The sequence below is a fragment of the Kocuria marina genome, from assembly GCA_014652975.1.
Lineage (GTDB): Bacteria > Actinomycetota > Actinomycetes > Actinomycetales > Micrococcaceae > Kocuria > Kocuria marina.
In genome coordinates this window covers 572,875-597,978 of the sequence record BMZV01000001.1, presented here as the reverse complement: position 1 = coordinate 597,978, position 25,104 = coordinate 572,875, and the positions used below count along the sequence as shown (strand labels likewise).

At 69.4% G+C, this 25,104-nt stretch carries 22 protein-coding genes and 2 tRNA genes; 15 read left to right on the top strand and 9 right to left on the bottom strand.

Annotated features, from left to right (window positions below):
• Nucleotides 1-35: 35 nt before the first annotated feature.
• The 5 genes from IE157_RS02855 to IE157_RS02835 all read right to left on the bottom strand — a co-directional run bounded on the left by IE157_RS02855 (nucleotide 36) and on the right by IE157_RS02835 (nucleotide 3,610).
• A tRNA-Ser gene (locus IE157_RS02855) sits at nucleotides 36-125 on the bottom strand.
• 63 nt (nucleotides 126-188) lie between these two features.
• The gene (gene tadA / locus IE157_RS02850; RefSeq protein WP_404820554.1) at nucleotides 189-671 is read right to left on the bottom strand and encodes a tRNA adenosine(34) deaminase TadA; all 483 of its coding nucleotides are present in this window, start codon (nucleotides 669-671) and stop codon (nucleotides 189-191) included.
• Nucleotides 672-677: 6 nt separating this feature from the next.
• Complete coding sequence (locus tag IE157_RS02845) at nucleotides 678-1,346, bottom strand: DUF1129 domain-containing protein (protein ID WP_167318031.1); 669 nt, start codon at nucleotides 1,344-1,346, stop codon at nucleotides 678-680.
• A gap of 54 nt (nucleotides 1,347-1,400) precedes the next feature.
• Nucleotides 1,401-2,684 carry an ABC transporter permease gene (locus IE157_RS02840; RefSeq protein ID WP_193519043.1) on the bottom strand — a complete coding sequence of 428 codons (1,284 nt, stop codon included), beginning with the start codon at nucleotides 2,682-2,684 and terminating at the stop codon, nucleotides 1,401-1,403.
• Nucleotides 2,681-3,610, bottom strand: coding sequence for an ABC transporter ATP-binding protein (locus tag IE157_RS02835; protein ID WP_064845137.1), 930 nt, complete (start codon nucleotides 3,608-3,610; stop codon nucleotides 2,681-2,683). The genes IE157_RS02840 and IE157_RS02835 overlap by 4 nt, the downstream gene beginning before the upstream one ends.
• A 156-nt stretch (nucleotides 3,611-3,766) precedes the next feature.
• On the opposite strand from IE157_RS02835, the gene upp reads away from it, so the two are divergent.
• The 3 genes from upp (at nucleotide 3,767) to IE157_RS02820 (ending at nucleotide 6,050) form a co-directional block, all read left to right on the top strand.
• Nucleotides 3,767-4,402: a uracil phosphoribosyltransferase gene (gene upp, locus IE157_RS02830; protein WP_064845136.1), complete on the top strand. Its 636-nt coding sequence runs from the start codon at nucleotides 3,767-3,769 to the stop codon at nucleotides 4,400-4,402.
• 232 nt (nucleotides 4,403-4,634) lie between these two features.
• A complete protein-coding gene (locus tag IE157_RS02825) occupies nucleotides 4,635-5,435 on the top strand; it encodes a winged helix-turn-helix domain-containing protein (RefSeq protein ID WP_085106103.1) in 801 nt (266 codons plus the stop codon).
• A gap of 93 nt (nucleotides 5,436-5,528) precedes the next feature.
• The gene (locus IE157_RS02820) at nucleotides 5,529-6,050 is read left to right on the top strand and encodes a SixA phosphatase family protein (RefSeq protein WP_193519042.1); all 522 of its coding nucleotides are present in this window, start codon (nucleotides 5,529-5,531) and stop codon (nucleotides 6,048-6,050) included.
• An 80-nt stretch (nucleotides 6,051-6,130) separates the two neighbouring features.
• On the opposite strand, the gene IE157_RS02815 is transcribed toward IE157_RS02820, so the two are convergent.
• Both IE157_RS02815 and IE157_RS02810 read right to left on the bottom strand, forming a co-directional pair.
• Complete coding sequence (locus IE157_RS02815) at nucleotides 6,131-7,300, bottom strand: GmrSD restriction endonuclease domain-containing protein (RefSeq protein WP_193519041.1); 1,170 nt, start codon at nucleotides 7,298-7,300, stop codon at nucleotides 6,131-6,133.
• Between the two features lie 96 nt (nucleotides 7,301-7,396).
• Nucleotides 7,397-7,469, bottom strand: a tRNA-Arg gene (locus IE157_RS02810).
• A 315-nt stretch (nucleotides 7,470-7,784) separates the two neighbouring features.
• On the opposite strand from IE157_RS02810, the gene IE157_RS02805 reads away from it, so the two are divergent.
• From IE157_RS02805 to IE157_RS02795, 3 genes are all read left to right on the top strand, one after another.
• On the top strand, nucleotides 7,785-9,650 hold the full coding sequence (locus IE157_RS02805) for a phosphoenolpyruvate carboxykinase (GTP) (RefSeq protein WP_193519040.1): 1,866 nt from the start codon (nucleotides 7,785-7,787) through the stop codon (nucleotides 9,648-9,650).
• A 127-nt stretch (nucleotides 9,651-9,777) separates the two neighbouring features.
• Entirely contained in the window at nucleotides 9,778-10,266 is a 489-nt protein-coding gene (locus tag IE157_RS02800; RefSeq protein ID WP_064845131.1) for an RrF2 family transcriptional regulator, read from the top strand.
• Nucleotides 10,267-10,322: 56 nt separating this feature from the next.
• Nucleotides 10,323-11,513 carry a globin domain-containing protein gene (locus tag IE157_RS02795; protein WP_064845130.1) on the top strand — a complete coding sequence of 397 codons (1,191 nt, stop codon included), beginning with the start codon at nucleotides 10,323-10,325 and terminating at the stop codon, nucleotides 11,511-11,513.
• 153 nt (nucleotides 11,514-11,666) lie between these two features.
• Here IE157_RS02795 and IE157_RS02790 read toward each other — a convergent pair whose 3' ends face one another.
• Nucleotides 11,667-13,076 carry a phosphomannomutase/phosphoglucomutase gene (locus IE157_RS02790; protein ID WP_064847432.1) on the bottom strand — a complete coding sequence of 470 codons (1,410 nt, stop codon included), beginning with the start codon at nucleotides 13,074-13,076 and terminating at the stop codon, nucleotides 11,667-11,669.
• Between the two features lie 79 nt (nucleotides 13,077-13,155).
• Between IE157_RS02790 and manA the strand changes: the two genes are divergently transcribed.
• The 6 genes from manA to IE157_RS02760 all read left to right on the top strand — a co-directional run bounded on the left by manA (nucleotide 13,156) and on the right by IE157_RS02760 (nucleotide 19,410).
• Nucleotides 13,156-14,355 carry a mannose-6-phosphate isomerase, class I gene (manA, locus tag IE157_RS02785; protein WP_064847440.1) on the top strand — a complete coding sequence of 400 codons (1,200 nt, stop codon included), beginning with the start codon at nucleotides 13,156-13,158 and terminating at the stop codon, nucleotides 14,353-14,355.
• Between the two features lie 96 nt (nucleotides 14,356-14,451).
• Nucleotides 14,452-15,003, top strand: a complete 552-nt coding sequence (locus IE157_RS02780) for a TetR/AcrR family transcriptional regulator (RefSeq protein ID WP_193519039.1) — start codon at nucleotides 14,452-14,454, stop codon at nucleotides 15,001-15,003.
• A gap of 199 nt (nucleotides 15,004-15,202) precedes the next feature.
• Nucleotides 15,203-15,865, top strand: a complete 663-nt coding sequence (locus tag IE157_RS02775) for an SDR family oxidoreductase (protein ID WP_193519038.1) — start codon at nucleotides 15,203-15,205, stop codon at nucleotides 15,863-15,865.
• A 256-nt stretch (nucleotides 15,866-16,121) separates the two neighbouring features.
• Nucleotides 16,122-16,460 carry an acylphosphatase gene (locus IE157_RS02770; protein ID WP_145003557.1) on the top strand — a complete coding sequence of 113 codons (339 nt, stop codon included), beginning with the start codon at nucleotides 16,122-16,124 and terminating at the stop codon, nucleotides 16,458-16,460.
• Nucleotides 16,461-16,542: 82 nt separating this feature from the next.
• Complete coding sequence (locus IE157_RS02765) at nucleotides 16,543-18,387, top strand: pyruvate kinase (protein WP_193519037.1); 1,845 nt, start codon at nucleotides 16,543-16,545, stop codon at nucleotides 18,385-18,387.
• A gap of 213 nt (nucleotides 18,388-18,600) precedes the next feature.
• Nucleotides 18,601-19,410, top strand: a complete 810-nt coding sequence (locus IE157_RS02760) for a di- and tripeptidase (protein ID WP_193519036.1) — start codon at nucleotides 18,601-18,603, stop codon at nucleotides 19,408-19,410.
• Between the two features lie 218 nt (nucleotides 19,411-19,628).
• On the opposite strand, the gene purB is transcribed toward IE157_RS02760, so the two are convergent.
• Nucleotides 19,629-21,062: an adenylosuccinate lyase gene (purB, locus tag IE157_RS02755; RefSeq protein ID WP_404820553.1), complete on the bottom strand. Its 1,434-nt coding sequence runs from the start codon at nucleotides 21,060-21,062 to the stop codon at nucleotides 19,629-19,631.
• A gap of 182 nt (nucleotides 21,063-21,244) precedes the next feature.
• On the opposite strand from purB, the gene IE157_RS02750 reads away from it, so the two are divergent.
• Genes IE157_RS02750 through IE157_RS02740 form a run of 3 tightly spaced genes read left to right on the top strand, consistent with a single transcriptional unit; the run spans nucleotide 21,245 to nucleotide 25,061 of the window.
• Nucleotides 21,245-21,664, top strand: coding sequence for a hypothetical protein (locus tag IE157_RS02750; protein WP_193519034.1), 420 nt, complete (start codon nucleotides 21,245-21,247; stop codon nucleotides 21,662-21,664).
• A complete protein-coding gene (locus IE157_RS02745) occupies nucleotides 21,661-23,856 on the top strand; it encodes an alpha/beta hydrolase family protein (RefSeq protein WP_318281273.1) in 2,196 nt (731 codons plus the stop codon). The genes IE157_RS02750 and IE157_RS02745 overlap by 4 nt, the downstream gene beginning before the upstream one ends.
• Before the next feature lie 44 nt (nucleotides 23,857-23,900).
• Entirely contained in the window at nucleotides 23,901-25,061 is a 1,161-nt protein-coding gene (locus IE157_RS02740; protein ID WP_064847426.1) for a histidinol-phosphate transaminase, read from the top strand.
• Nucleotides 25,062-25,104 lie beyond the last annotated feature (43 nt).

Below are 25,104 nucleotides of genomic sequence, written 5' to 3'. Positions count from 1 at the left end.
CCCCGGAAATTCGGGGAGGCAGGGGCCTCGAAAATTGGCGGTGACGGTGGGATTTGAACCCACGTTGGCTTTGACACCAAACATCATTTCGAGTGATGCACCTTCGGCCGCTCGGACACGTCACCAACTCCCAGCACTTTACAGCCCGGGGCGCAACCCCTCCAAACCAGGGCTGGGCGCGGACCGGCTCAGGGGTTGCGGTGGCCCCGGAAGAACTCGTGCAGCAAGGCGGCGCACTCGGCCTCGCGAACCCCGCCCGTGACCTCCACCCAGTGGTTCAGGCGCGGATCACGCACGATGTCGAACACCGATCCGCACGCCCCCGCCTTGGAGTCCCATGCCCCGAACACCACGGTGGGCACCCGAGCCAGCACGATCGCCCCGGCGCACATGGCGCACGGTTCGAGCGTCACCACCAGGGTGCAGCCTTCCAGCCGCCAGGACCCCAGCGCGCGGGAAGCCTTTCGCAGGGCCAGGACCTCGGCGTGGGCGGTGGGATCGCCGTCGGCCTCGCGGCGGTTGTACCCGCGCCCGATGACCCGGCCGTCCGGGTCCAGGACGACGGCGCCGATCGGCACGTCCCCCGTGCCTTCCGTGGCGCGGGCCTCTGACAGAGCCAGGTCCATCCAGCCCGAGAGCTGGATGGACCTGGCGGTGTGCGGTAATGCCACGCTGTGTCAGCGCTGGACGCGGTTCTGGTTGAACCACGCGGAGGTAGGGGCGCGGAACGCGGTCACGATCCACAGGATGTCCACCACGACCTTCACGATCATCAGGATGGCCATGATGATGTTCCACGGCGCGGGGTAGATGAAGACACCGAACAGGCCGAAGATTCCGCTCAGGATGGCGATGGCCGCGAGGACGGTGCCCAGGATGCGAGCCCAGTTCTTGCCCTTCTTCAGGCCGTTGTAGACCAGGAAGTACAGCGCGAGTCCGATGATCAGGCTGATGATGCTGGCGACGGGGCCGGTGGTCATGGCCATCTGGCTCGCGCTCTGATCGGCCATTTCCGTGCTCAGGCCCATGTCGCGGTACATCTGGGTGTAGTCCACGCTGCTCGCCGCGATCAGGCCGATGATGCCGTTGAGGACGTAGAGCCCCAGGGACGCCAGGGTCAGCTTGAGCAGCTTGTCCACCGTGGAGGGGCGGCCCATGGTGCCGGTGTACTGGTTGGGGTTGTACTCCGAGGTGCCGTACTTGCCGCCGGTCATGCCGTACTGCTGGCCCTGGGGCGCGCCGTTGACTGCGCCCTGCCCGCGGGGCTGGGGCGGCACGGGCTGGGTCGCGCCCGGGTCACCGTACGGAGGGTTGTGCGGGTTGTTGTTGGGGGTGTCGTTGCTCATGAGGACTGTCCTTCCTGTGCATCGTGCGAGTGATACTGCGTGAGTGTGGGGGGATTACTCGTATCGAAGGGCATTGATGGGATCCTGCCGGGCCGCCCGCATGGCGGGGATGGTCCCGGCGAGGAACGCGATGAACATCACTGCGAGGATGATGATCACGATCTTGAGCGGGTCGAACAAGAACAGACTCAGCCCGGGCAGCGAGGAAAGCAACCCGTTGGAGAGGACCCCGCTGAGGATGCTGCCGGTGGCCATGCCCACGGCGGCTCCGATCGCGGAGCCCAGGAAACCGATGAAGATGGCCTCGAGGGAGAACAGGCCGAAGACCTTGCCCCCGCTCATCCCCATGGCCTTCATGAGCCCGATCTCGCGGGTGCGTTCCTGGACGGACATGAGCAGCGTGTTCACGATGCCGAATCCGGCCGCGAGCAGCGCGATGATCGCGAAGGAGTTGAGGATCCACACGATCCCGTTGATCACGGCCCGGAACATCCCGAGCTGGTCCTCGACCGTTATGCCCAGCATGTCGTCGTCCGCGAGCTGGGACTTGATGGGGCCCACCTCGGTGTTGTCGCTCAGGTTGGCCGTGGCGGTGAAGTACGTGTTGGGCATCTCCCGGGGTGAGCCCGAGGTCTGGTACTCGTACAGCTTCCTGTTCAGCTCCGACGAGGGAATGGGGCTGGTGGACGCGCCCGCGAGGGAGGCCTGGCTGATGCCGGAGACCCGGACGTCGAAGGCTCGGGTCTCGCCGGCGGCGTTGCGCATGGCGATCGTCACGGTTTTGCCCACGGCGTCCTCGTTGGAGTCGAAGCCCAGGGGCGCCACCCAGGAGGCGGGCAGCAGGATCTCGTCCGCGGACCGGTCCGGGGTCTCACCGGCCTCCAGCTGCAGCCCTTCCGCTTCCGCCGGGGAGCCCAGGCTCAGCTGGAACTTCTTGCCGTCGGGGGCCTCCAGGTAGGTGGGCGTGACCATGTACATGGGGTCCACGGACTCCACGCCGTCGATATCCCTGATCTTGTCGATGTCGGCGTCCGTGAGCCCTGCGATCGAACCGAACCCCGTCTGCACATTGGCCCGCTCGGGGTCGTACTCGGTGGGCCCGTCCTCCTGGCCGGAGCCGGGGGTGGAGCGCTCGGACACTTTCTGGACGTACAGGGCGTTCTGGTTACCGAACGCGGCCACGGTCTTGTCGATGTAGTCGTTGACGCCGGTGCCGATGCCCGAGGTCAGCGTGAGCGTGAAGGAACCGATGAAGATGGCGATCACGGTCAGGATGGTGCGGGCCTTGGACCGGAACGTGTTGGCGATCGCCGTGCGCAGCAGATCGAGGAATTTCACGCGGTGGCTCCTGGCTGGTCGGTCGGGCGGTGTGGGGTGTTGGTGGCCCAAGGGGCGGCGTGCTTGCCCGGCCGCACGGGTTCCTGGGCGGCGCGGGTGAGCTCGGCGGCGTCGGCCTCGCTGAGGGTGATCATCTCGCCGGTCGTGGGCTCGGTGATCCGGACGGTCCCGGTGGCGTCGTCGGCGCCCGCCGGGTGCGCGGCGCGGCGCGGCTGCCGATCGACGACGTCGTTCGTGGCCGCCTCCGGGGTCGGTACGATCTGCCCGTCCACGAGGTAGATCTGCCGGGAGCACCGCTGCGCGAGGTCCAGATCATGGGTCACGATCACCAGGGTGATGCCCTTGTCCCGGTTGAGCCCGAAGAGGATGTCCTCCACAACCCGGGACGTTGCCGAGTCCAGGTTCCCGGTGGGCTCGTCCGCGAAGATCACGGAGGGTTCGTTGATCAGGGCTCGCGCGATCACCACGCGCTGTTTCTGACCACCCGAAAGATCGGTGGCCTTGTTCTCGGCCTTGTCCGCCATGTCCAGTTGGTCGAGGACTTCCATGCCGCGGCGTTTGCGCTCACCGGCCGGAACACCCGCGATCTTCAGAGGGAGCGTGACGTTTTCCAACACGCTCTGATTGGGGGTCAGGAAGAACTGCTGGAACACGAAACCGAACGCGGAATTGCGCAGTTCGTTGAGTTCTTTGGCATTCAGATCCCCGGTGGGCTTGCCCTCCAGGGCCACGACGCCGTGCGTGGGGGCGTCCAGCAACGCCAGCAGGTGCATGAGAGTGGATTTGCCCGAACCGGATTTTCCCACCACCGCAACGGACTCGCCCTTGCCGATCTCCAGGTTGATGCCCTTGAGGGCGTCGAAGCGGGTTTCTCCTCTGCCGTAGATCTTGACCAAATTCTCCGTTTCGAGAACCGGAGCCGTCATATTCAGGTGTCCCTTCCGAGGATTGCCGTGCGCAGAACCATGTCGAGTCTCCCGTATGACCCTATGGCACGTCCTCGTCCCCTCGGCTGATCTTCCCCGGCGTGTGATGAATCCGTGACGTCCGCGGGCCCTGCGGCGGCTGCTAGATTCTGAGGTATGCGAGTCACTGTCTTGGATCACCCCCTGGTCGCCCACAAACTGAGTGTGCTGCGCGACAAGGACACCTCCTCCCCGGTGTTCCGGTTGTTGGTGGAGGAACTGGTCACCCTGCTGGCGTACGAGGCGACCCGGGACGTGCGCGTGGAGCCGGTCACGGTACGGACCCCGGTGGCCGAGACCCAGGGGATCGCGCTCGCGTACCCGCGGCCGCTCGTGGTGCCCATCCTGCGCGCGGGGCTGGGCATGCTCGAGGGGATGACCCGGTTGATCCCCACCGCGGAGGTCGGGTTCCTGGGGATGGCGCGTGACGACACCACGCTGGACATCATCACGTACGCCGAACGGCTGCCGGACGATCTCACGGGCCGTCAGGTGTACGTGCTCGATCCCATGCTCGCCACGGGTGGCACGCTGAGCGAGGCCATCAAGTTCCTCTACCGCCGCGGTGCCGAACAGATCACGTGCGTGTGCTTGCTGGCGGCGCCCGAGGGCCTCGACCGGTTGACCCGGGAACTGGACGACAGCGAGGTCAATGTGGTGCTGGCGTCCGTGGACGAACGACTGGACGAGAACGCGTACATCGTTCCCGGCCTCGGGGATGCGGGCGACCGCCTGTACGGCGTCGCGCACTGAGGCCCCGCTCGTCGGCTCTCGGAAAGCATCTCGAGCGGGGAAGTAGCCCCTCATCTCGGCGAGAATGCAATCCATTTCGCCATGGGATCGCGTGAATCAAGAGTAGGTCTCACTATGTGAGAAAAAAACCCATATATTACTTGCCAGTCCAGCCGCGCGTCGCAGAACATGATGATAATGCCGTTTTCCAGGGAATTCATGGGAACGGGGGCATCACGAGGCAGGGGTTCGAATGTCAGGCGCACCGGGTTACGTCCACATCTCGCAGCGACACCGACTGGGTGGAGCCCAGTCCACGGCCCGACCCCGCGGGGCGCATCGCATGGTGGGGACCGCTGAGGATTTCCGACACCTGCGTTCCGTCGCCGCCGAACACGGTGCCGATTCACGCCTGGAACGTCAACCGGGCGCGGGGCAGCAGCCCACTGAGGCCCGCGGCTTCGTGATCTACGTGGGCGTGGACGAGCAAGCCGCCGCCGACCGCGGGATCAACCTCGTGCAGCTCGTGCAGGACGTCCGCCAGTTCATCAGCTCCGCGGTCCCCGAGTCCGATTCCTACGCCGCCGTGGCCCTCGCCCCGGTGCACGCGGAAGGCACGGATCTCGAAGTCGTGCGCAGCGCGTTGGGTGACCCCACGTTCTCGGACCCGGTGATCGAACCCATTGCGCCGCTGCCCGCGGCCGGTGCCGGGAGTGCGATTGACCGTCAGCGGGTGGGCGTGCTGATCGACCTCTCCCGCCGCGAAGTGTTCCTGGACGGGGAGCTGCTGAACCTGACCCACCGCGAGTTCGAACTGCTCAACTACCTCGTGGAGAACGGCACCCGCACCGTGGGTCGCACCGAGCTGCTCGACAGCCTGTGGGGTGACGCCGAGGAGGTCCCCTCCGAGCGCACGATCGACGTGCACGTGCGGCGGTTGCGTTCCAAGCTGGGTCGCTTGGCCAACACCGTGCGCACCGTTCGCGGTCAGGGGTACCGGTTCTACGACCACCCCGAGGTCGTCGTGTGGGCCGCGCCCGAGTACTCCATCTAATCCTCCTCAGTCGCGAGACCGCGCTCACCCGGGAGCGCGCCGTCGCGTTGCTTCCGTGACCGGGCTGCACCCCGCCGTGACACACTGGGGCCCATGGCACCCCACGACCTCAAGCACCTGGTGATCATGCGGCACGGGGAAGCGGACTTCCCGCGGGACGTCCCGGACCACGACCGCCCCCTGGTGACGCGCGGTGCCCGTGAGGCCGCGGACGTGGGACGGTGGCTCGCCGAACATGCCGCGCCGGACATGATCCTGGTGTCCCCGGCGCTGCGCACCCGCCAGACCATCACGTGGGTATGCCATGAACTCGGGGAGAAGGCTCCCACGCCGCAGTTGTGGGACGGGCTCTACGACGCCACGGACGCGCAGATCATCGCGGCCGTGAACCACGCCCCGGAAACCGTGCGCACCCTCATGGTGGTCGCCCACATGCCCGGGGTGCTGGACACCGTCCTGCGCCTGGCCTCTCGTGACTCGGACCAGGACGCCATGATGGATGCCGCCGCGGGTTTCCCGACCGGGGGCACCGCGGTGCTCGAGGTCCCCGGGGACTGGGCCGTGCTCGACGGCGCCGACGCCCGCCTCACGCGCTTCCACACCCCGGGGGTCTAGAACCCGCACGGTTCCATGCGCCACGGGCATGGAGCTCATGCGGAGTCCCCTCGGGTGTGGAGCTCACCCCGAGCCGGTGCTCAGCTCCTGGACTCGCAGGCCACGCCGTCGCCGTCGCCGTCCAAGCCGGGACGGTACCCCGGCGTGCCGGCGTAGAGCGGGGCCATCCCCGCCGTGCGCGCCTCGGCGCACCGCGAGAAGTAGACGTCCGCACCCGGAACGCCCGGAGCTCCCGCACCGGGCGCCTCGGCCTCCGCGACGGCAGCGTCCGCAGGATCGGATCCCGCGCCCGCACCGGGTGCGGCCGGAGCTGGTGCCACAGGAGCCGATGCCTCCGGAGTCGAGGGCGCCTCGGCCGCTGCCGCTTGCGCAGCCGGCGCCTCGGTCACGGGAGCCGCGGGTGAGTCCGCGGGATCCAGGATGGAACGCGCTTCGGGCAGCGGCTGCTCGGGGCACGTGTCGAGCACGCGCACCATGGCGTTCTTCTCGGCGTCGGTGACCCACAGCTCGTAGCGCTGCTTGACCGCGATCTGGGTGGCCACGTACTCGCAGCGCTCGCCGGTGCGCGGCGGCAGCCACGTGGCGGCGTCCGCGTCCGACTTGGTGTTGTTGCTCGGCCCGTCCACGGCGAGCAGGTTGAGCGGGTCGTTCGCGAGTTCGGTGCGCCGCGCGGCGTCGAGCTGCTGCGCGCCCTTCTGCCACGCGTCCGACAGTGCGACCACGTGATCGATCTGCACCTGTGAGCTCGTGGCCTGCCCGGCCACGAAGTCGATCGTCTCTCCGGTGTACGGGCTCTCGAGCGCCCCGGAGCTCACGTTGCACCCGTGCGTCCCCGGCTTGACGGCGATCCCCGTGAGGTCCCGGCGCAGGATGTCGTTGCGAGTGTCGCAGCCGTTGTGATCGGTGTCCGCCCAGCGCGGGCCGAACTGGTCCCGCGAGTAGTCGGTCTTGGGCGCGCGCCCCTTCACGGGCAGGTCACCGAGCGCGGCCAGCGCGGTCCCGGCCGCCGCGTGATCGGTGGCGTCCTGCGGGGACGCCGCCGCCGCGGGGGACGTCGCGTCTTCCGTGCCCCGGGTGGGGGACGGTGACTGCGCGGCGGGCGTCGTCGTCGGGGCCGCAGCGCTCGTGGTCGCGGAGGCGGATGGGGAGGGTGCCGCCGAATCGGTGGGAGCCGCGCACCCCGTGAGAGCCAGCGCGAGCGCCGCGGCGCCCAGGGCGAGACGACGAACAGGGGTCGTGAGAGGGGACACGGCGGTACCTCGATCCTGGAGCCGATCCTGATACCGAGGCGCGGCGGTGAATGAGAAGGACCCCGCATCCTGGGGGATGCGGGGTCCGACAAGAAGTGCGCCCGATAGGATTCGAACCTACAACCTTCTGATCCGTAGTCAGATGCTCTATCCGTTGAGCTACAGGCGCTCCTGAAGTAACGACCAAGGCCCTTGCAACGGGTAATAACTTACACCCGCCGGTGCCCGGCGACAAATCGCGCCGGAGCGGTGCCCTCGCGGTGCCGGGGCGGCTGGGCGGTGCGAGCCGTGTGGTCGGGGCCGCGATGTGGTGTAACTCGCGTTCCGGAAGGCCACCCCCGCGATAGACTCCAGGCACACCCGCGCGCAACCCCCTGCGAGGTCGGCCCCCGGAACCGTTCCACAGTGACGTGGCAAGCATGAACGGGCGGCGCACCTCGGCGGGAAGCGGCACGTACGACGGCCTCAACGAGGAGACATGTCAATGGCTGACAACGGCACAGCAACCACCGGGACCACCGCCCTGAACCGCGAGGTCCAGCAGTCCCTGGACAATCCCCCCACGGATTACCGGGAGCTCGTGGACTGGGTGCGTGGGATCGCCGAGCTGGCCCAGCCGGATCGCATCCACTGGGCAGACGGTTCGGAAGCCGAGTGGACCCGGCTCACCGACCTCATGGTGGAGGCGGGCACCCTGGTCCGGCTCTCGGACGAGAAGCTCCCCAATTCCTTCGCGGCGTTCTCGGACCCCGAGGACGTGGCCCGCGTGGAGGAGCGCACGTTCATCTGCACCAAGACCGAGAAGGGTGCCGGTCCCACCAACAACTGGGAAGACCCCACGGCCATGAAGGAGACGCTGACCAAGCGTTTCAATGGGGCCATGCGCGGCCGCACCATGTACGTGATCCCGTTCGTGATGGGTTCCCTGGACGCCCAGAAGCCCCAGTACGGCGTGGAGATCACGGACTCGCCCTACGTGGTGTGCTCCATGCGGATCATGGCCACGATCGGCACGCCCGTCCTCGAGAGGATGTCCCGCGACAAGGCGGAGTTCGTGGAGTGCGTCCACTCCCTGGGTGCCCCGCTGCGGCCCGGCGAGCAGGACGTGCCGTGGCCGTGCAACCCCGCCAAGTACATCGTGCAGTTCCCCGAGGACCGGGCCATCTGGTCCTTCGGCTCCGGTTACGGCGGCAACGCACTGCTGGGCAAGAAGTGCTACGCGCTGCGCATCGCCTCGGCGATCGCCCATGACGAGGGCTGGCTGGCCGAGCACATGCTCATCCTCAAGATCACCGACCCGCAGGGGGAGTCCCACTACATCGCGGGGGCGTTCCCGTCCGCGTGCGGCAAGACCAACTTCGCGATGCTCGAGCCCACCATCGAGGGTTGGAAGGCCGAGATGGTCGGGGACGACATCGCCTGGATCCGCTTCGGCAAGGACCACACCCCGCGCGTGGTCAACCCCGAGGCCGGCCTGTTCGGTGTGGCACCCGGCACCGGGTGGTCCACCAACCCCAACGCCATGCGGGCGATCGAACGCGGCAACACCATCTTCACCAACGTGGCGCTGACCGACGACGGCGGCGTGTGGTGGGAGGGTATGACCGACGACATCCCCGAGCACCTCACGGACTGGAAGGGCAACGACTGGACCCCCGAGTCCGGCCGCCCCGCCGCGCACCCCAACTCCCGGTTCTGCACCCCCATCAAGCAGGTCGAGATCCTGGCCCCCGAGTACGACGACCCCGAAGGTGTGCCGCTGTCCGCGATCATCTTCGGTGGCCGCCGCAAGACGACCGTGCCTCTGGTCTCCGAGTCCTTCGGGTGGGAACACGGCGTCTTCCAGGGAGCCACGCTGTCCTCCGAGACCACCGCGGCCGCCAAGGGCGCCGTGGGTGTGGTGCGCCGTGACCCCATGGCCATGCTCCCGTTCATCGGCTACAACGTCAATGACTACCTGGAGCACTGGCTGGACACCGGCGCCCGCGTGGGTGAGGAGAACATGCCGCGGATCTACTACGTCAACTGGTTCCGCCGCACCCCGGAGGGCGGTTTCGCGTGGCCCGGCTTCGGGGAGAACTCCCGCGTGGTCAAGTGGATCGTCGAACGCCTCAAGGGCACCGCGGAGGGACACGAGACCCCCGTGGGTGTGGTCCCGGGCAAGGAGGACCTGGACCTGACCGGCCTGGACATCTCCGACGCCGATCTCGAGGCCGCGCTGCGCGTGGACAAGGACGAGTGGCTCAACGAACTGCCCGGGATCGACGAGTGGTTCGCGCGCCTCGGCGACGTGCCCGAGGTGATCCTCGAACAGCGCGCCGGGCTCGAGGACCGGTTGCGCAACAGCTGACGCCGGTCTCCCGATCCGCGTTGTCACGCGGTCGGGGCCATCCTGTATGATCACGCCGCGCGGCCAGACCGGCCGCGCGGCGTCGTCATCGGTGGGCTGAGGGCGGGCCGGTGACGAAGGGACAACTGTGCGGCTGACAGCTTTTTCTGACATCGCGCTGCGGGTGCTGCTGCTCATGGGGGGGCTGCCCCCGGACACCATGATGTCCACGCAGCGCATCGCGGACGGCGTGGGGGCGCCGTACAACCACGTGGCCAAGACGGTGGCCAAACTGCGCGGGATGTCCCTGTTGTGCTCGCAACGCGGGCGCGCTGGCGGGGTCATGCTCACGGACGAGGGCCGGGAGGCCAGTGTGGGCCAGGTGCTGCGGATCCTGGAGGCGGACACCGCGATCGTGGAGTGCGAGGCGGACGAGGCCGCGTGCCCGCTCAACCACGGCTGCCGGCTGCGCCGGGCCCTGGCCGGGGCGCGTGAGGCCTTCTACCGGGAACTGGACGGCATCACCATCGCGGACCTCGTGAACCCCCGCCAGGTGGGCCCCATCGCGGTGCAACTGGGGCTGCGTCCCCCGAGCGTGCGAACCCCCGCCACCAGGGGTGGAGCGTCGGTTCTTTAACGTGCATTTCAAATGCTAAATTGACTCTCGTCACACCGCGATGAGAGGAAATCATCATGCTGTCCCAGAAGTCCCGCCCGGTCATCGAGCAAACCATCGGCGTGATCGCCGAGCGGATCCCCGCGATCACCCCCGAGTTCTACAAGTCCATGTTCAACGCCCGCCCCGATCTGCTGGACGGCATGTTCAGCCGTTCCAACCAGAAGAACGGCACCCAGCCGCAGGCGCTTGCCGGTTCCATCGCGGCCTTCGCCTCGCACCTGCTCAACCACCCGGACTCCTACCCGGACGAGGTGCTCTCGCGCGTGGCCCACAAGCACGCGTCCCTGGGATTGCTGCCCGAGGAGTACCCCACCGTCCATGAGCACCTGTTCGGGGCCATCGCCGCGGACCTGGGTGACGCCGCGACCCCCGAGGTCGTGGCCGCATGGGACGAGGTGTACTGGCTCATGGCGGATGCGCTGATCAAGCTCGAGAAGGGCCTCTACGGTCAGCAGGCCAATGACGTCATGTTCGCGCCCTTCAAACTCGTGTCCAAGGAGGACATTGCCGAAGGCGTGGTGGCGTTCGAGTTCGAACCCGCGGACGACACCCCGCTGACCCGCTCCATCCCCGGTCAGTACGTGACCATCCAGGTCAAGGTCAAGGACGGGATCCGCCAGCCCCGCCAGTTCACACTGGTGCCCTCCCAGGAGGGCCACCGCCGCGTGGTGATCCGCAAGGATCCCCACGGCGAGGTCACGCCCATCCTGCACGAGGACATCAACGAGGGCGACGTCCTGGAGATCTCCAACCCCTACGGTGACGTGGTGTTGGACGAGGGCCACGGCTCGCTCGTGCTGGCCTCGGCCGGCATCGGCACCACACCCATCGTCGCGTTCCTGGACCGCCTGGCCAAGGAGGGTTCGCAGCGCAAGGTCACCGTGCTGCACGCGGATCATTCCAAGGAACGCTGGCCCGGCCGCCAGATCATGGAGCGTCTCGTGGACAGCCTGCCCAACGCCACGATGATCACCTGGATGGAGACCCCCGGTGAGGGCGACCACGAGGGCTTCATGAACATCGCGGACGTGGACCTGGACGTGGACGAGGACACCAACGCGTTCATGTGCGGCCCCCTGCCCTTCATGAAGGCGCTGCGCTCGCAGCTCATCGAGAAGGGTGTGCCGGGGCGCAACATTCACTACGAGATCTTCGGTCCCGACCAGTGGATGCTCCACGATGAGGCGCGCGCCGCGAACGCCTGAGCCTCCCTGACATGACGACGACGCCGCGTGGCCACCTGGGCCGCGCGGCGTCGTCGTGTTCTGCGGGCCGTCCCGGGCAGCCCGCGGCGGGTGCCCGGGGATGGCGTTTCGAGCGGGGGTGCCGCGGGTGGGACCCGCGGCGCCCGGGCGGGCTCAGTCCTGCCGGACGAGCTGCAGGACGGTGTCCCGCACCGACTCCATGGCGGCGGCGTCCGGGGCCTCCACGTTGAGCCGCAGGAACGGCTCGGTGTTGGACGGACGCAGGTTGAACCACCAGCCCTGCTCGGGGTGGGTGAACGTGGTGCCGTCCATGTCCTCGACCTGCACGGCGGGGTCCGTGGCCGCGAAGTGGGCTCGGACGCGGTCCACCGCGGCGGCCTTGTCCTCGATCTCGGAGTTGATCTCGCCGGAGGCCACGTAGGGGTCGTACATGCGCATGAGATCGCTCAGCGGCGCGTCCTGTTCACCCAGCGCGGCCAGCACGTGCATCGCGGCGAGCATGCCCGTGTCCGCGTTGAAGAAGTCCTTGAAGTAGTAGTGCGCGGAGTGCTCACCGCCGAAGACGGCGCGCTCGGAGGCCATGACCGCCTTGATGAAGGAGTGGCCCACGCGCGTGCGCACGGCACGCCCGCCCGAGGCCTCGATCCGCTCGGGGACCGCCTTGGACGTGATGAGGTTGTGGATCACCACGGGCCGGTCCTCACCCGCGGCGCGGGCCCGGGTGATCTCGCGCTCGGCGACGATCGCGGCCACCGCGGACGGGGAGACGGGATCACCGTTCTGGTCCACCACGAAGCAGCGGTCGGCGTCGCCGTCGAACGCGAGCCCGATGTCCGCACCGTGCTCGCGCACGGCCCGCTGCAGGTCCTCGAGGTTGGCGGGCTCGAGTGGGTTGGCGGGGTGGTTGGGGAACGTGCCGTCCAGCTCGAAGTACAGCGGGACGATCTCGAGCGGCAGCGGGTCCAACAGTGCGTCCCCGAGCACCGCCGGAGTGGTCAGCCCGGCCATCCCGTTGCCCGCGTCCACCACGACCTTGAGGGGGCGGATCCCGGAGAGGTCCACCAGGCTGCGCAGGTAATGGGCGTAGTCACCCAGTACGTCCCGGCGCGAGACCTGGCCGCGGTGCTCGGAGGCCGGGATCTCCCCGGCGTCCAGGTAGCGCTGTGCGACGTCGCGGATCTCGTACAGGCCGGTGTCCGAGGAGACGGGGACGGCCCCGGCCTTGGCCATCTTGATGCCGTTGTACTCGGCCGGGTTGTGGCTCGCGGTGAAGGTGACGCCGGCGCTGTCCAGGGTGCCGCACGCGAAGTACAGCTCGTCCGTGGAGATGCTGCCGATCACCGTGACGTCCGCACCGCGGCGGGTGGCGCCGGCCGCGAACGCCTCCACGAACTCGGGGGAAGAGGGGCGCATGTCGCCGCCCACGACCACCCCGGAGCCGACCAGGCCCAGGACGTCCACGAACGCGGCACCGGTGGCGCGCACGCTGTCCGCGGTGATGCTCTCGCCCACGATGCCGCGGACGTCGTACGCCTTGAATGATGAGGAAAGATCTGTGGTCACCGTCCCGATTCTACGTGAGCGGGATCGGTGAACCCCGGTAGTCCGGCGTTTTCCGGGGCGCTGTGGTTACATGTTCGACATGGCCGAGTTCTTGAGGATGACCAATCCGATCCAGCACTACGCGTGGGGATCGCGATCGGTCCTCGCCGGCATGCAGGGGCGCTCCGCACCCACCGAGGAACCCGAGGCCGAGCTGTGGATGGGTGCCCACGCGAGCGCTCCGTCCCGGGTGACCCTCGACGGGGTCCAGCGCGGCCTGGACGAAGTGGCCCCCGACCTGCCGTTCCTCCTGAAGATCCTCGCGATCGCGGCGCCGCTGTCCATCCAGGTGCACCCGTCCGAGGAACAGGCCCGTGAGGGGTTCGCGCGGGAGAACGCCGCGGGCGTCGCGCGGGACTCCGCGCACCGTAATTACAAGGACGAGCGCGCCAAACCGGAGACGGTCGTGGCGCTGTCACCCATGTGGTTGCTCGCGGGTCAGCAGGACCGGGCCGACCTGAAGCGCCTCGCCCGGGAACTGAACCTCCCGTGGCTCGCGGACGCCGCGGCGTCCGAGTGTCCCGTGCAGTATGCGCTCGAGCTCGACGACGACGCCGCTGCCGCCGCCGTGCGCACGTGCGTCACCGCTGCGGATACCACCCCGGCCACCTCGCCCCGCGGCGAGGACGCGGACAAACCCCGGTTGTCCGCGGAGGCGGATCCCGTGGAACGCGCGACGCACCTGATCCGGTTGTTGACCCACCACTACCCGGGTGACCGGGGTCTGCTCGTGGCCCTGTGTATGAACATGGTGCACCTGGCCCCCGGCCAAGCCCTGTTCACCCCGGACCGACAGGTGCACGCGTACCTCAGCGGCACCGCGGTGGAGATCATGGGGTGCTCGGACAACGTGCTGCGCGCTGGTCTGACCGCCAAGCACGTGGACGTCCCGGAACTGCTGAGGGTCATGGCCACCGCCCAGCAACCCGTGAGCGTCCTGGAACCGCGCGAGGCCGAGGACGGCGTGGTGCGGTACACGCTGTGGGACCCCGCTCTCTCCCTGGCCGCGGTGCGCGTGAGCCCGCAGCGCCCCGTCACCCGGGAGCTCGCGGGGGTGTGCATGGTGCTCGTGACCGAGGGGGACGTGGAGGTCTCCGCGCGCTCTGCTGGTGACGCGGACGCGGAGGGTGCGCGAGCGACGTCGGGCGAGTCCCTGATCTGCCTGGAGACCCCGAGCACGGTGACCCTGAGCGGGGACGGGCGGGTGTTCCTCGTGGAGGCGGTTACGCCCGCGCGCTGAGGTTTTCGGGTCTCACCCTTTAGGTTGTCGCGTAATTTCCTGTTTGAGCGTTCAATGGATGGGCACCCTTTCTACGACCCTGATATTGGAGCGCACATGGACCGGCGGATCGAACGCACCCGTGCGGCCGTGGTGGAAGCCGCCGTCGAACTGGTCGCGCGCCGGGGCTCCCAGGTGGGGATGACCGAGATCGCGCAGGCCGCGGGGGTCAGCCGCAAGGCCGTGTACGAGAACTTCGGCTCGCGGGACCAGGTGCTGCTCGGCGCCACGCAATCCTTGCTGGCCCGCCTCCCCCTGGACCCGAGCGCCCTGCAGAACCGCGAGGCCAGTCCGCTGGACCTGGTCCTGCCCCCGCTCGTGGCGCACCTGGGCGAGCACCAGGAGTTCTACCGGGCCATGCTGTGCGGGCCCGGTCCCTCCCTGGCACGTGGGGCGGTCGCGGAACACGCCATGACGGGTCTGCGCAGCCTCCGGGAGGATCGCGAGAGCGGGGAGGACCGCGGCGTCGTCGAGATCCGGGACCGGTTCGTGGTCCACGGCCTACTGGGCGTGCTCGCGGACGCACTCGCCGAACAGCAGGACGCAGACCTGGTGACCCTCGCCCGGGTGCTCAACGCGAGCCTGGCCACCGGCGGCCTCGAGAACTGAGGTCCCGCAGGGTGTGACGGCCCCGTGAGGCCGGGGCGTTCCGGCCCCACCGGGCGCGGCGGACCCCCGTATCGCGCGGCGGCAGGGGTACCGGGTGGGCCCCGGGGGTTCGGAATAATCCGCCGCTGACGCATGCTGTACCGGATGTCGGGGGCACGCGCTGTCCCCGCGACACCCGTTCCGACAGGAAGGACCCGCAATGTCCGAGATCACGATCATCGGTGGCCACGGCAAGGTGGCGCTGCAGCTGAGCCGATTGCTGTCCACGCAGGGGGACACCGTCAACGCGGTGATCCGCAAGCGGGAGCAGAGCCAGGACGTGGAGAACACCGGGGCAACCCCGGTCGTCGCGGACGTCCAGGAGTTGGACGTTGAGGCCATGACGGAGATGTTCTCCGGCCAGGACGCCGTCGTGTGGTCCGCGGGCGCGGGCGGGGGCGACCCCGAGCGCACGTACGCCGTGGACCGGGACGCCGCGATCCGTTCCATGGATGCCGCACAGGCCGCCGGCGTCACGCACTACGTCATGGTGTCCTACATGGGCGCCGGTCAGGACCACGGGGTCCCCGAGGACAACGACTTCTACCCCTACGCGCAGTCCAAGGCGGACGCGGACGACCACCTGCGCGCGAGTTCCCTCGAATGGACCATCCTGGGCCCCGGGGCGCTCACCGACGACGACCCCTCGGGCGAGATCACGCTGGGCCGCGCCGGCAGCGACGACGAGCGGAAGACGGCGCGCGGCAACGTGGCCCTCGTGGCCGCCCGGGCGCTCGCCGATCCGCGTGGCACCGCGGGGAAGTTCATCGAGTTCTCCGACGGTGACACACCGATTGCACAGGCGCTCGAGAACCTGAGCTGACCTGCGGCGTTCGTCAGTCGTGATCGCCCGGTCCGTGGCGGGCCCCACCGGGGTCCGCGTGGACCGGGCGATTTTTCACGCCCGGTCGTGGCGGATCGGGCCCCGCGAATCAGGCCCGGATGGGTCGGGCTCCGGCGGCTGGCCCTAACAGCCGACCCCGGTAGCCGGTCCTGATAGCCGCCCCTGACCTGCGTGCCCTGTCTGCCGGGTCGCTCCGACCGGGGTCTTCCACGCTGGGGTCTTCTAGGCTGGGGTCATGGAGATGCCGTCGATTCATCCCGCCGCGTCAGCCGGCCGCAATCAGGACAAGCTGGACCTGAACGAGACCATCGCCCTCACCGCCGTGGTGCACGGGACCGTGCAGGGCGTGGGGTTCCGCTACTGGTGCTGGCGCCAGGCCGAGAAACTGGGACTCGTGGGGAGTGCCACCAACAACCCGGACGGCACCGTGACCGTCGTGGCCGAGGGGCCGCGCTGGGCCGTGGGTGAGCTGCTGCAGGCGCTCATCTCCCGGGATACCCCCGGTGCGGTGATCACCGTGGACGAGCACTTCGGCCCGCCCACGGGGTCGTTCACCGACTTCAGCACGCACTGACCCGCGGGCGGAGTTCACCTGCCGTTGATCTGCGCTTCGTACGGTGGAGGCCACGGAGCAGACCGCCGCAGCGGGAGGAACCATGAGCACCGGCCAGCAGGACAACCGCGAACGCAGCGAACGGGCGGGCGAGTGCCTGACCCGGGTGCTCGAGCTGTTCGAGCGGATGCGCGCCGCGCGTGAGGCCCGGCTCGAGGACATCAACGGGGTCAATCCTCGCCACCGCTTCTCCGCCGCGAACCTCGTGGACTACGCCGCCGTGCGCGCGCAGGACGTTCGTGATCTGCAGGCCGAGCTCTCGTCCCTGGGTCTGTCCTCGCTGGGCCGGATGGAGTCCGACGTCGCGCAGCACCTGAGCGCCGTGGCCCACACGCTCGCTGCGGTCGCGGGGCAGGAGCCGCCCCGGTTGCCGGACCTGGACGCCGGCATTCTCCCGGGGGAGGATCCCCGCCCCGGACCGCTCACGCTGGCTCGCAACACCGTGCGGTTGCTCGGTCAGGCACCCGAGGACCGTGACACCCGGATCATGGTCACCATGCCATCCGAGGCGGCGGACGATCCCGCTCTGGTCGCCCGCATGGTGGGCGCCGGGATGGACGTGGCACGGATCAACTGTGCGCACGACGGACCGGATGAGTGGTCCCGGATGATCGAGCACCTGCGTAATGCGGCCGCCGAGTTCGGTCGTGACCTGCGGATCGCGATGGACCTGGCCGGGCCCAAGGTCCGCACGGGTCCGCTGGCCCCCGGTCCGCGCGTGGAGAAGATCAAGCCGGACCGGGACGCGACCGGTCACGTCGTTCGTCCCGCGCGGCTGTGGCTCGGCGCGTCCCACTCGGACGACGACGTCCCCTCCGTTCCCGTGATGCCCGCGGCCTGGCTCGCCGAGCGCACCGAGGGGGAGCGGATCCATGTGCGGGACGCCCGCGATTCCGGCCGGACCCTGCGCGTGGTCGAGGCGCACGACGACGGCGTCCTGGTCGAGTTCTCCAAGACGGTCTACTTCGCCACGGGGATCGTGCTGCGCTCCCGCGACGGCGCCGAGGCCATCCTGGGGGAACTGCCCGAGACCGAGCAGTACCTGCGCATCGGGATCGGGGACACCCTGCGCCTGCTCGACTCCACCGAGCCCGTGGCCGTGACGGACGAGTCCCCGGCGCGGATCGGGTGCACCCTGCCGGAAGCGTTCCGGGACGTCCGCGAGGGCCAGCGGGTGTGGTTGGACGAGGGCAAACTGGGCGGCGTGATCCGCTCCACCGGACCCGAGCACATGGACCTCGAGATCACCCACGCGGGGCCCGCGGGGACCAAGCTCAAGGCGGAGAAGGGCATCAACTTTCCGGACACGGACCTCAGCATCCGCTCCCTGACCGAGCGGGACCGGGAGGACCTGCGCTTCGTGGCGCGGCACGCGGACATCGTGAACATGTCCTTCGTGCACAGCGCGGACGATGTCGCGGATCTGCTGGAACAGCTGTCCGAGCTCAATGCCACGTCCATGGACGTGACACTGAAGATCGAGACGGTGGGCGGTTTCGAGCAGCTGCCCATGATGTTGCTCGCGGCCATGCGGTGGCAGGACTCCGGTGTGATGATCGCCCGCGGGGACCTGGCCGTGGAGACCGGGTTCGAAAGGATGGCCGAGGTCCAACAGGAGATCCTGTGGTTGTGCGAGGCCGGCCACGTCCCGGTCATCTGGGCCACCCAGGTGCTCGAGGGTCTCGCCAAGAAGGGCGTTCCCTCACGGGCGGAGATCACCGACGCCGCCCAGGGCCAGCGCGCGGAGTGCGTGATGCTCAACAAGGGCCCGTTCGTGGTGGAGGCCATCCAAACCCTCTCGTCCGTGCTGCAGCGAATGGCCGGGCACGCTGCCAAGAAGACGGACCTCATGCGCAAGCTCCACGCGTGGTCCGAGTTCGTGCGCTGAGCCCGGGGGAGGGCCGGGCCTGGGCACGCGGTCCGTCATGCGGTACCGGGGTGAGCCGCGCGTGGGACGGGGCCGTGGCGGCGTCGTCGGCCGCGCGCATGATGCGCGGGGGGTCGGGCACACCGAAATCGCTGCGCGCTGTGGAATAGTGGTGCTGATGTCTTCGGCGGTACCCGCCGAACACCCCCAACCCGTTTCGAGGAGTGGTCGTTGATGGGCTTGAACCCCCTGAACAAGGCGTTCGACGAGAACGGCAAACCCAAGCCCGGTGTCAACAAGTTCCTGGACCATGTGCTGCGCATCCAGCAGCCGTGGGTGGTCAAGGCGCTCAAGCGGGAGCGTGCGCAGCACCCCAAGGAGACGCCCGCCCAGATCGCCAAGCGCGCCGAGAAGCTCTACCTGCGCTCCGTGACCGTGGGCGGCGGCACCGTGGGTGCCACCGCGGCGGTCCCCGGGATCGGAACCATCGCGTCCCTCGGGCTGTCCTCCGCCGCCGTGGCGGGCTACCTGGAGGCCACGGCCCTGTATGCGCAGGCCATGGCCGAACTGCACGGGGTGGAGCCCAAGGACGAGCAGCAGAACCGGACCATGATCATGGCACTCATGCTCGGCGAGGACGGGAGCGCGCTCATGGGCCAGTTGCTGTCCAGCTCGTCCGCGAGCAAGAGCCTCACGAGCAAGTGGGGCCTGATGCTCGGCAAGTCCCCGGACAGCTCCAAGCGCTTCGACGTGGGCCGCTCGATCCGCAACATGTTCGTCAAGCGGTTCCTGGCCCGCCAGTCCGGCGCGGTGCGGGGCCGCGCGCTGCCGTTCGGCCTGGGCGCCGTGGTGGGGGGCGGCGCCAACCTGGCCATGGCCCGCCAGGTCATCAAGGCCTCACGCGAGGCCTTCGGGGAGTTCCCGGAGGAGTTCCCGCCCAACCTGGCCCTGGGTGAGCGCGCGGAGAAGTTCGAGGACGGTTCCCCCAACGGTGATCGGAAGAAACTGGAGTCCGACACGAAGGGCCGGAAGAAGCGCAAGTAGGGAACATGACCCCGGGCGGGGACCGCTCCGGGCCCCCGTGAGACCCCCGAGAACATCTGTGTCCCGGAACAGCACGTGATCACGCATGAAGCGTGCTGTTCCGGGACACAGATGTTTGGTGCTGCGTCGGCCCTGCCCGGAGCCGCTCTGGGGGCAGGACCGGGCGGGGTCGGGCCGGGACCGGGTGGCCAGGTGGTGCCCGGGCGGGGACCGGCGGTTCAGTCCAGGTAACGGTCCACGAGCTGCTCGGCCAGGCCCGTGTACTGCCCGGGGCCCAGGTCGCTCAAGCGCCGGGCGGTGTCCTTGGAGAGACCGAGGCCCGCGATGAACTCGCGCATCCGGTCGGCGTCCACGCGGTGGCCGCGGGTGAGTTCCTTGAGCCGCTCGTAGGGGTTGTCCATGCCCTCGCGGCCCGCAATGGCCTCGGCGCGCATGGCGGTCTGCACGGCCTCGCCCAGGACCTCCCAGTTCTGGTCCAGGTCCTCGGCCAGCACCTCCTGCGCCACGTCCAGGCGGTCGAGGCCCTTGAGCACGTTGGACACCGCCAGCAACGAGTGGCCGAACGCCACCCCGATGTTGCGCTGGGACGAGGAGTCCGTGAGGTCCCGCTGCCACCGCGAGGTCACGAGGGTTGCGGCGAGCGTGTCCAACAGCGAGCACGAGATCTCCGCGTTGGCCTCCGCGTTCTCGAAACGGATGGGGTTGACCTTGTGCGGCATGGTCGAGGAGCCTGTGGCACCTTCCACCGGGATCTGGTGGAAGTACCCGATCGAGATGTAGGACCACACGTCCGTGCAGAGGTTGTGCAGGATCCGGTTGAACCGGGCCATGTCCGCGTAGAGCTCGGCCTGCCAGTCGTGGGACTCGATCTGGGTGGTCAGCGGGTTCCACGTGAGCCCCAGGTGGCTCACGAAGGACCGGGAGATCTCGGGCCAGTCCGTGTCCGGGGCCGCGGCGGTGTGCGCTGCGAACGTCCCGGTGGCGCCGTTGAGCTTGCCCAGGAACTCGGTGTCCGCCACGCGCTGCACCTGGCGGCCCAGGCGGTGCGCGAACACCGCGAGTTCCTTGCCCAGGGTCGTGGGCGTGGCCGGCTGGCCGTGGGTGTGGGACAGCATGGGGGTGGCCTTCGCGTCCCGCGCCATCGTGGCCACCGCCGCGACCAGTTCGCGCGCCGCGGGCAACCACACGTGGTTGATCGCATCGCGGATGCCGAGCGCGTAGGAGAGGTTGTTGATGTCCTCGGACGTGCACGCGAAGTGCACGAGCGGCGTCAGGTGCTCGAGGCCGAGCTCCGGCAACCTGCGCCCGATGTAGTACTCCACCGCCTTGACATCGTGCACCGTGACGGCCTCGATCTCGGCCAGTTCCGCAACCGACGCGGCGTCGAAGTCCGCGACGATCGCGCGCAGACCGCTCTTTTGCTCATCCGAGAGGGGTTCCAGACCCGTGAGCGCTCGCTGCTCGCACAGGTGGATGAACCACTCGACCTCCACGTGCACCCGTTCGCGGTTCAGCGCCGCTTCCGAGAGGTAGTCCACCAGCACGGCGGTCTGGGGGCGGTAACGGCCGTCCAGCGGTCCCAGCGCGATGGCGGGTGACTGCTGGCTCAGGGCCACACGTCCGGAGGGGAGGGTCTGCGCGGTGTTCGACATGGCCCTCATTCTTTCACGCGCCGGGCCGCCCCTCGCCGCGGTGAACGTCCTGCACCGCGGTCCTCGGGATGGCCGAACAGGGCGCGGACACACATGCTTCCGGGGCCGCCCGAGCACAGGATCGCCGCTCCCTAGCCTGGTCGCGTGGCGCCCGCGTGGTGGGGCGCGGGAAGGAACCGGTCATGTCACAACTCGCGAGCTCGGTGTTCCCGGGAACGTCCCCGTCGGCGGTCTCGGCGCTGGTCCACGAACGGCTCTGCCTCCTGGCACGTCATTACGACGACGCCGCGGAGCACCTCGCGGGGCTCGCCTCCCGGATCGCGTCCCTCGCGGAGACCCACGGATCGTGGGAGGGCCCGGGCGCCAGGTCCTTCCGGGCCCGCGCCGATCGCCACGAACAGGAACTGCGAGACGCTTCGCACCGCTGTCGTGAAACCGCTCAGCTCGTGCGAACGGGGGCGGCCGCGCTCGCGGAACGGGTCGCGGCGGTGGAGAGCATCGCCCAGGTGGGGGCTCCCATGGCCGCGGCACTGAGCACGGTGCTGGGCGTGGGACTCGCGGTGGGCCATGCTGCGAGCGCGTCGTGGGGCGGGACGCCGTGACCGCGGCGGCGCGGACGGTGCTGGGCTCGAGCACCGGATCCTCGGAGGACGCAGCTGTGCCGGCCGCGGGTGAGGAACAGGCCGGGAGGCCGACCGTGCCGGTGGAGGGAAGTGGCCCCGCCGCCGTACCGGACGCGGAAGATGTGGGCGCCTCGTCCCCGCGGGACACCGCCGTGAGCATGGAACACGGCGTGACCGAGGTCCACGGGCGGGCCGAGGACCTCCAGAGCGAGCTGTTCACCCCGGGTTCCGGGGAGCGCCCCGCGCCGGACGGGTACGGGGATCCCGAGCGGGTCGCGGCCGCTGCGGAGGGCGCGAGAACCAGCATGGAGGTCTCGGGTGGCGTCCCGGGCGGCGGCGCGTTCAGCGTGAACACGGACGTCATCTCGGGGATCGAGGGCTCGCTCACCGCGGTGGCCGAGACCGTGGGCGGCGCCCTCGCCGGGCTCGTCCCGGTCACCGCCGAACTGCACCTGTGGTCCCTCACGGGTCAACCGTCCCTGGCGGGTGCGGGGGCGCTCGCCGATCTCGTGAGCCGCGACCTACTCGGGCAGATGGCCGGGCTGAAGGCCTCTGCCGCACGACTGGTTCTCGCGCGGCAGAACTACGAGACCGTGGAGAGGGCGTTGATGTCCCTGCTGGCGGGGCCGGTGTGGGGCTCACGCCTGTACGGTGTGACCCGCCCTCTGGCCCGGGATTGCGGTCGGGCCCTGGGGGACTTGGACGTCGCACTGGCTCGCGCGGGGATCGACTCACCGCACGAATTCCTCCAGAGGGTCCAGCCGTGGCAGTACGGGGTCATCATCCGGGGAGGTGGTCCGCGCGGGACCGACGCCCTCATCCGTGGGCCTGGCCTGGACGATCTCATGGAGGGGCTGCTTCAGTACCCCGTCGTGCCCGGCCGGAATGCCTCCGGGTCCCACACCGCCCCGGGAGCCGGTGCGGACGCACCAGTGCCCGGTGCCGTCGCGGCGGAGCCGGGCGGGAGAACCGGCGGTGCGGCGTCGTCGGCGCCGAGGCCCTTAACGCTGGGCCAGCACGCGCGAGCGCTGGCCGTGGGGTTGCTCACCGCGTACGGCAGGTCCGAGAAGACCACTGGGGGCGCGGGCGACCCGTGGCGGGATGCAGCGGGGGAGGAACCCGGGGTGCTCGGGGCCATGCTCGCGCCCGCCTCGGCCGCCGTGCTGTCGGTTTCTCTGGCGGGCATCGCGTGGTACACGCCGTATCGCAAGGGGCGCCGGTTGACCCCGGCAGAGGCCTTCGACCGCGGTGTGCCGGCTGCCCTGCGACCGGTGCTCGCCCCGCGCGCGTTACGCGAGGCACGCCGGGAGGTGTTCACCGGGGTGACCGCCGCGAACGCGGCCCGCCACCACATGACGGGCATGCCCGAGCGACCGCTTCCGGCGGGGGTGCGGCACGCGGGAGCCGTGCCCACCACGATCGCGGGGACCGCCGCGGCGCTCAAGGACGCCAAGAACATCGTCTCGGGCGCGGGCCCGGACGGGGCGCAGGTCGAGAACAGCACGGTCATGGTGCAGAAGGCCACGGACGGGAACGGGAGGACGGCGTACTCCGTGGTGCTGACCGGGACCGAGAAGTGGGAGGACAGTCCCGGCGTGCATGATCTGAAGGGGATCGGGCAGGGCATCACGGCGCAACCGGACGCTGCACTCACCGAGCTGCCCCAGGCGCAGCGCATGGCCGTGCAGGCGCTGCAGGACGCGGGCATCCGCTCCGGGGACACCGTGGTGCTCACGGGCCACAGCCTGGGCGGGATCGACGCCGCTGGGCTGGCTGCCAACCGTGCGTTCCGTGAGCGTTATGACGTCGCCGCGGTCACCACGTTCGGTTCGCCCGTGGGGGACTTCGAGATCCCCGAGGGCACGTCCGTGATGGCGGTGGAACACGTGGACGACGTCGTGCCCACCCTGGACGGCGTGCCCAACCCGGATGCCGACCACCGATCCACGGTGCGCGTGAACACCCCCTATCAGGATGCGCTGACCCTGAAGCAGGGGTTCAGGGGGATCGGGGCGCATGAGATGTACGTGTACACGGTGGGCGCCCAGGGGATCACCGATTCGCGGCACCCGGTCGTGGTGGCCCATGAGCAGCGGCTCGCGGACGCGGTGCCCCATGGGCCCGGGACGCGCACCGAAACGTACGTCTACGAGGGACGGGAGGAACACTGACGCACCGACGAAGTGGGGCGGTCCCTGGCGTTAGCATGGCAGCTATGGAAACTTCCACGCCCGCTCCCGGATCGCAGGGGTCACCGCAGCGGACCACGCGCGTTACGCCGCGGGCGGTACTCGGCAAGCTCCCCGCGTACGCCGCGGGCAAGTCGGCCGCCGGGATCCCCGGTCTCGTGGCCTACAAGTTGGCATCCAACGAGAACCCCTTCGGTCCCGTTCCGGCCGTGCGGGAGGCGCTCGCGTCCTTCGACGCCTACAACCGCTATCCGGATCCCGCCGCGAGCGCCCTGCGTGAGGCCCTGGCGCAGTACCTGGACGTCCCCGCGCAGGACGTCGTGGCCGGTGCGGGCAGCCTGGGCGCACTCAACCAACTGCTCGCGGCCTTCGCCGGTTCCGGGGAGGACGGTCGCCCGGACGAGGTGATCCACGCGTGGCGCTCGTTCGAGGCGTATCCGATCTCGGTGGGTCTGGCCGGCGCGCTCGGCGTGCAGGTGCCCAACCTCCCGGACGGCTCGCACGATCTTGACGCGATGGCCCGCGCCGTCACCGACCGCACGCGGGTCATCCTGCTGTGCACCCCCAACAACCCCACGGGCCCCAGCCTGCGTGACGACGCCGTGCGCGAGTTCCTGAAGCGGGTCCCGTCCCACGTGGTGGTCGTCGTGGACGAGGCGTACTGGGAGTTCCAGCGCGCCGAGGGCCTGGCCGACGGCATCGAGCTCTACCGTGATCACCCCAATGTGGTCTCCCTGCGCACGTTCTCCAAGGCCCACGGTCTGGCCGGGCTGCGGGTGGGTTACACCGTGGCCCAGCAAGAGGTCACGCAGTACCTGCGCCAGAGCGCGCCGGCGTTCAGTGTCACAGAGGTGGCCCAGCTCGCTGCGATCGCGTCCCTCACGAACATCGACCAGGTCGAGGAACGGGTCCAGCGGGTCGTGGACGAACGGGAGCGCGTGCTGCGCGGACTCGACGACCTGGGGTGGCAGTACCCGCCCACCCAGGCGAACTTCGTGTGGCTGCCCCTCGGGGAGCACGGCGAAGCGTTCTCCCAGCTGTGCGATCAGCACGCCCTGTCCGTGCGGCGTTTCGGTGCGGAAGGGGTGCGCGTGAGTTTCGGGGAGCCCGAGGCGAACACCCGGTTCCTGGAACTGTGCGCCGCGTTCCCGCACCCCAGCACCATGCCCCTGCCTGGGCAGCCCTGAGACCGTTACGAGTACCGAGACCCCCGCGCACGCCCGGATCGCC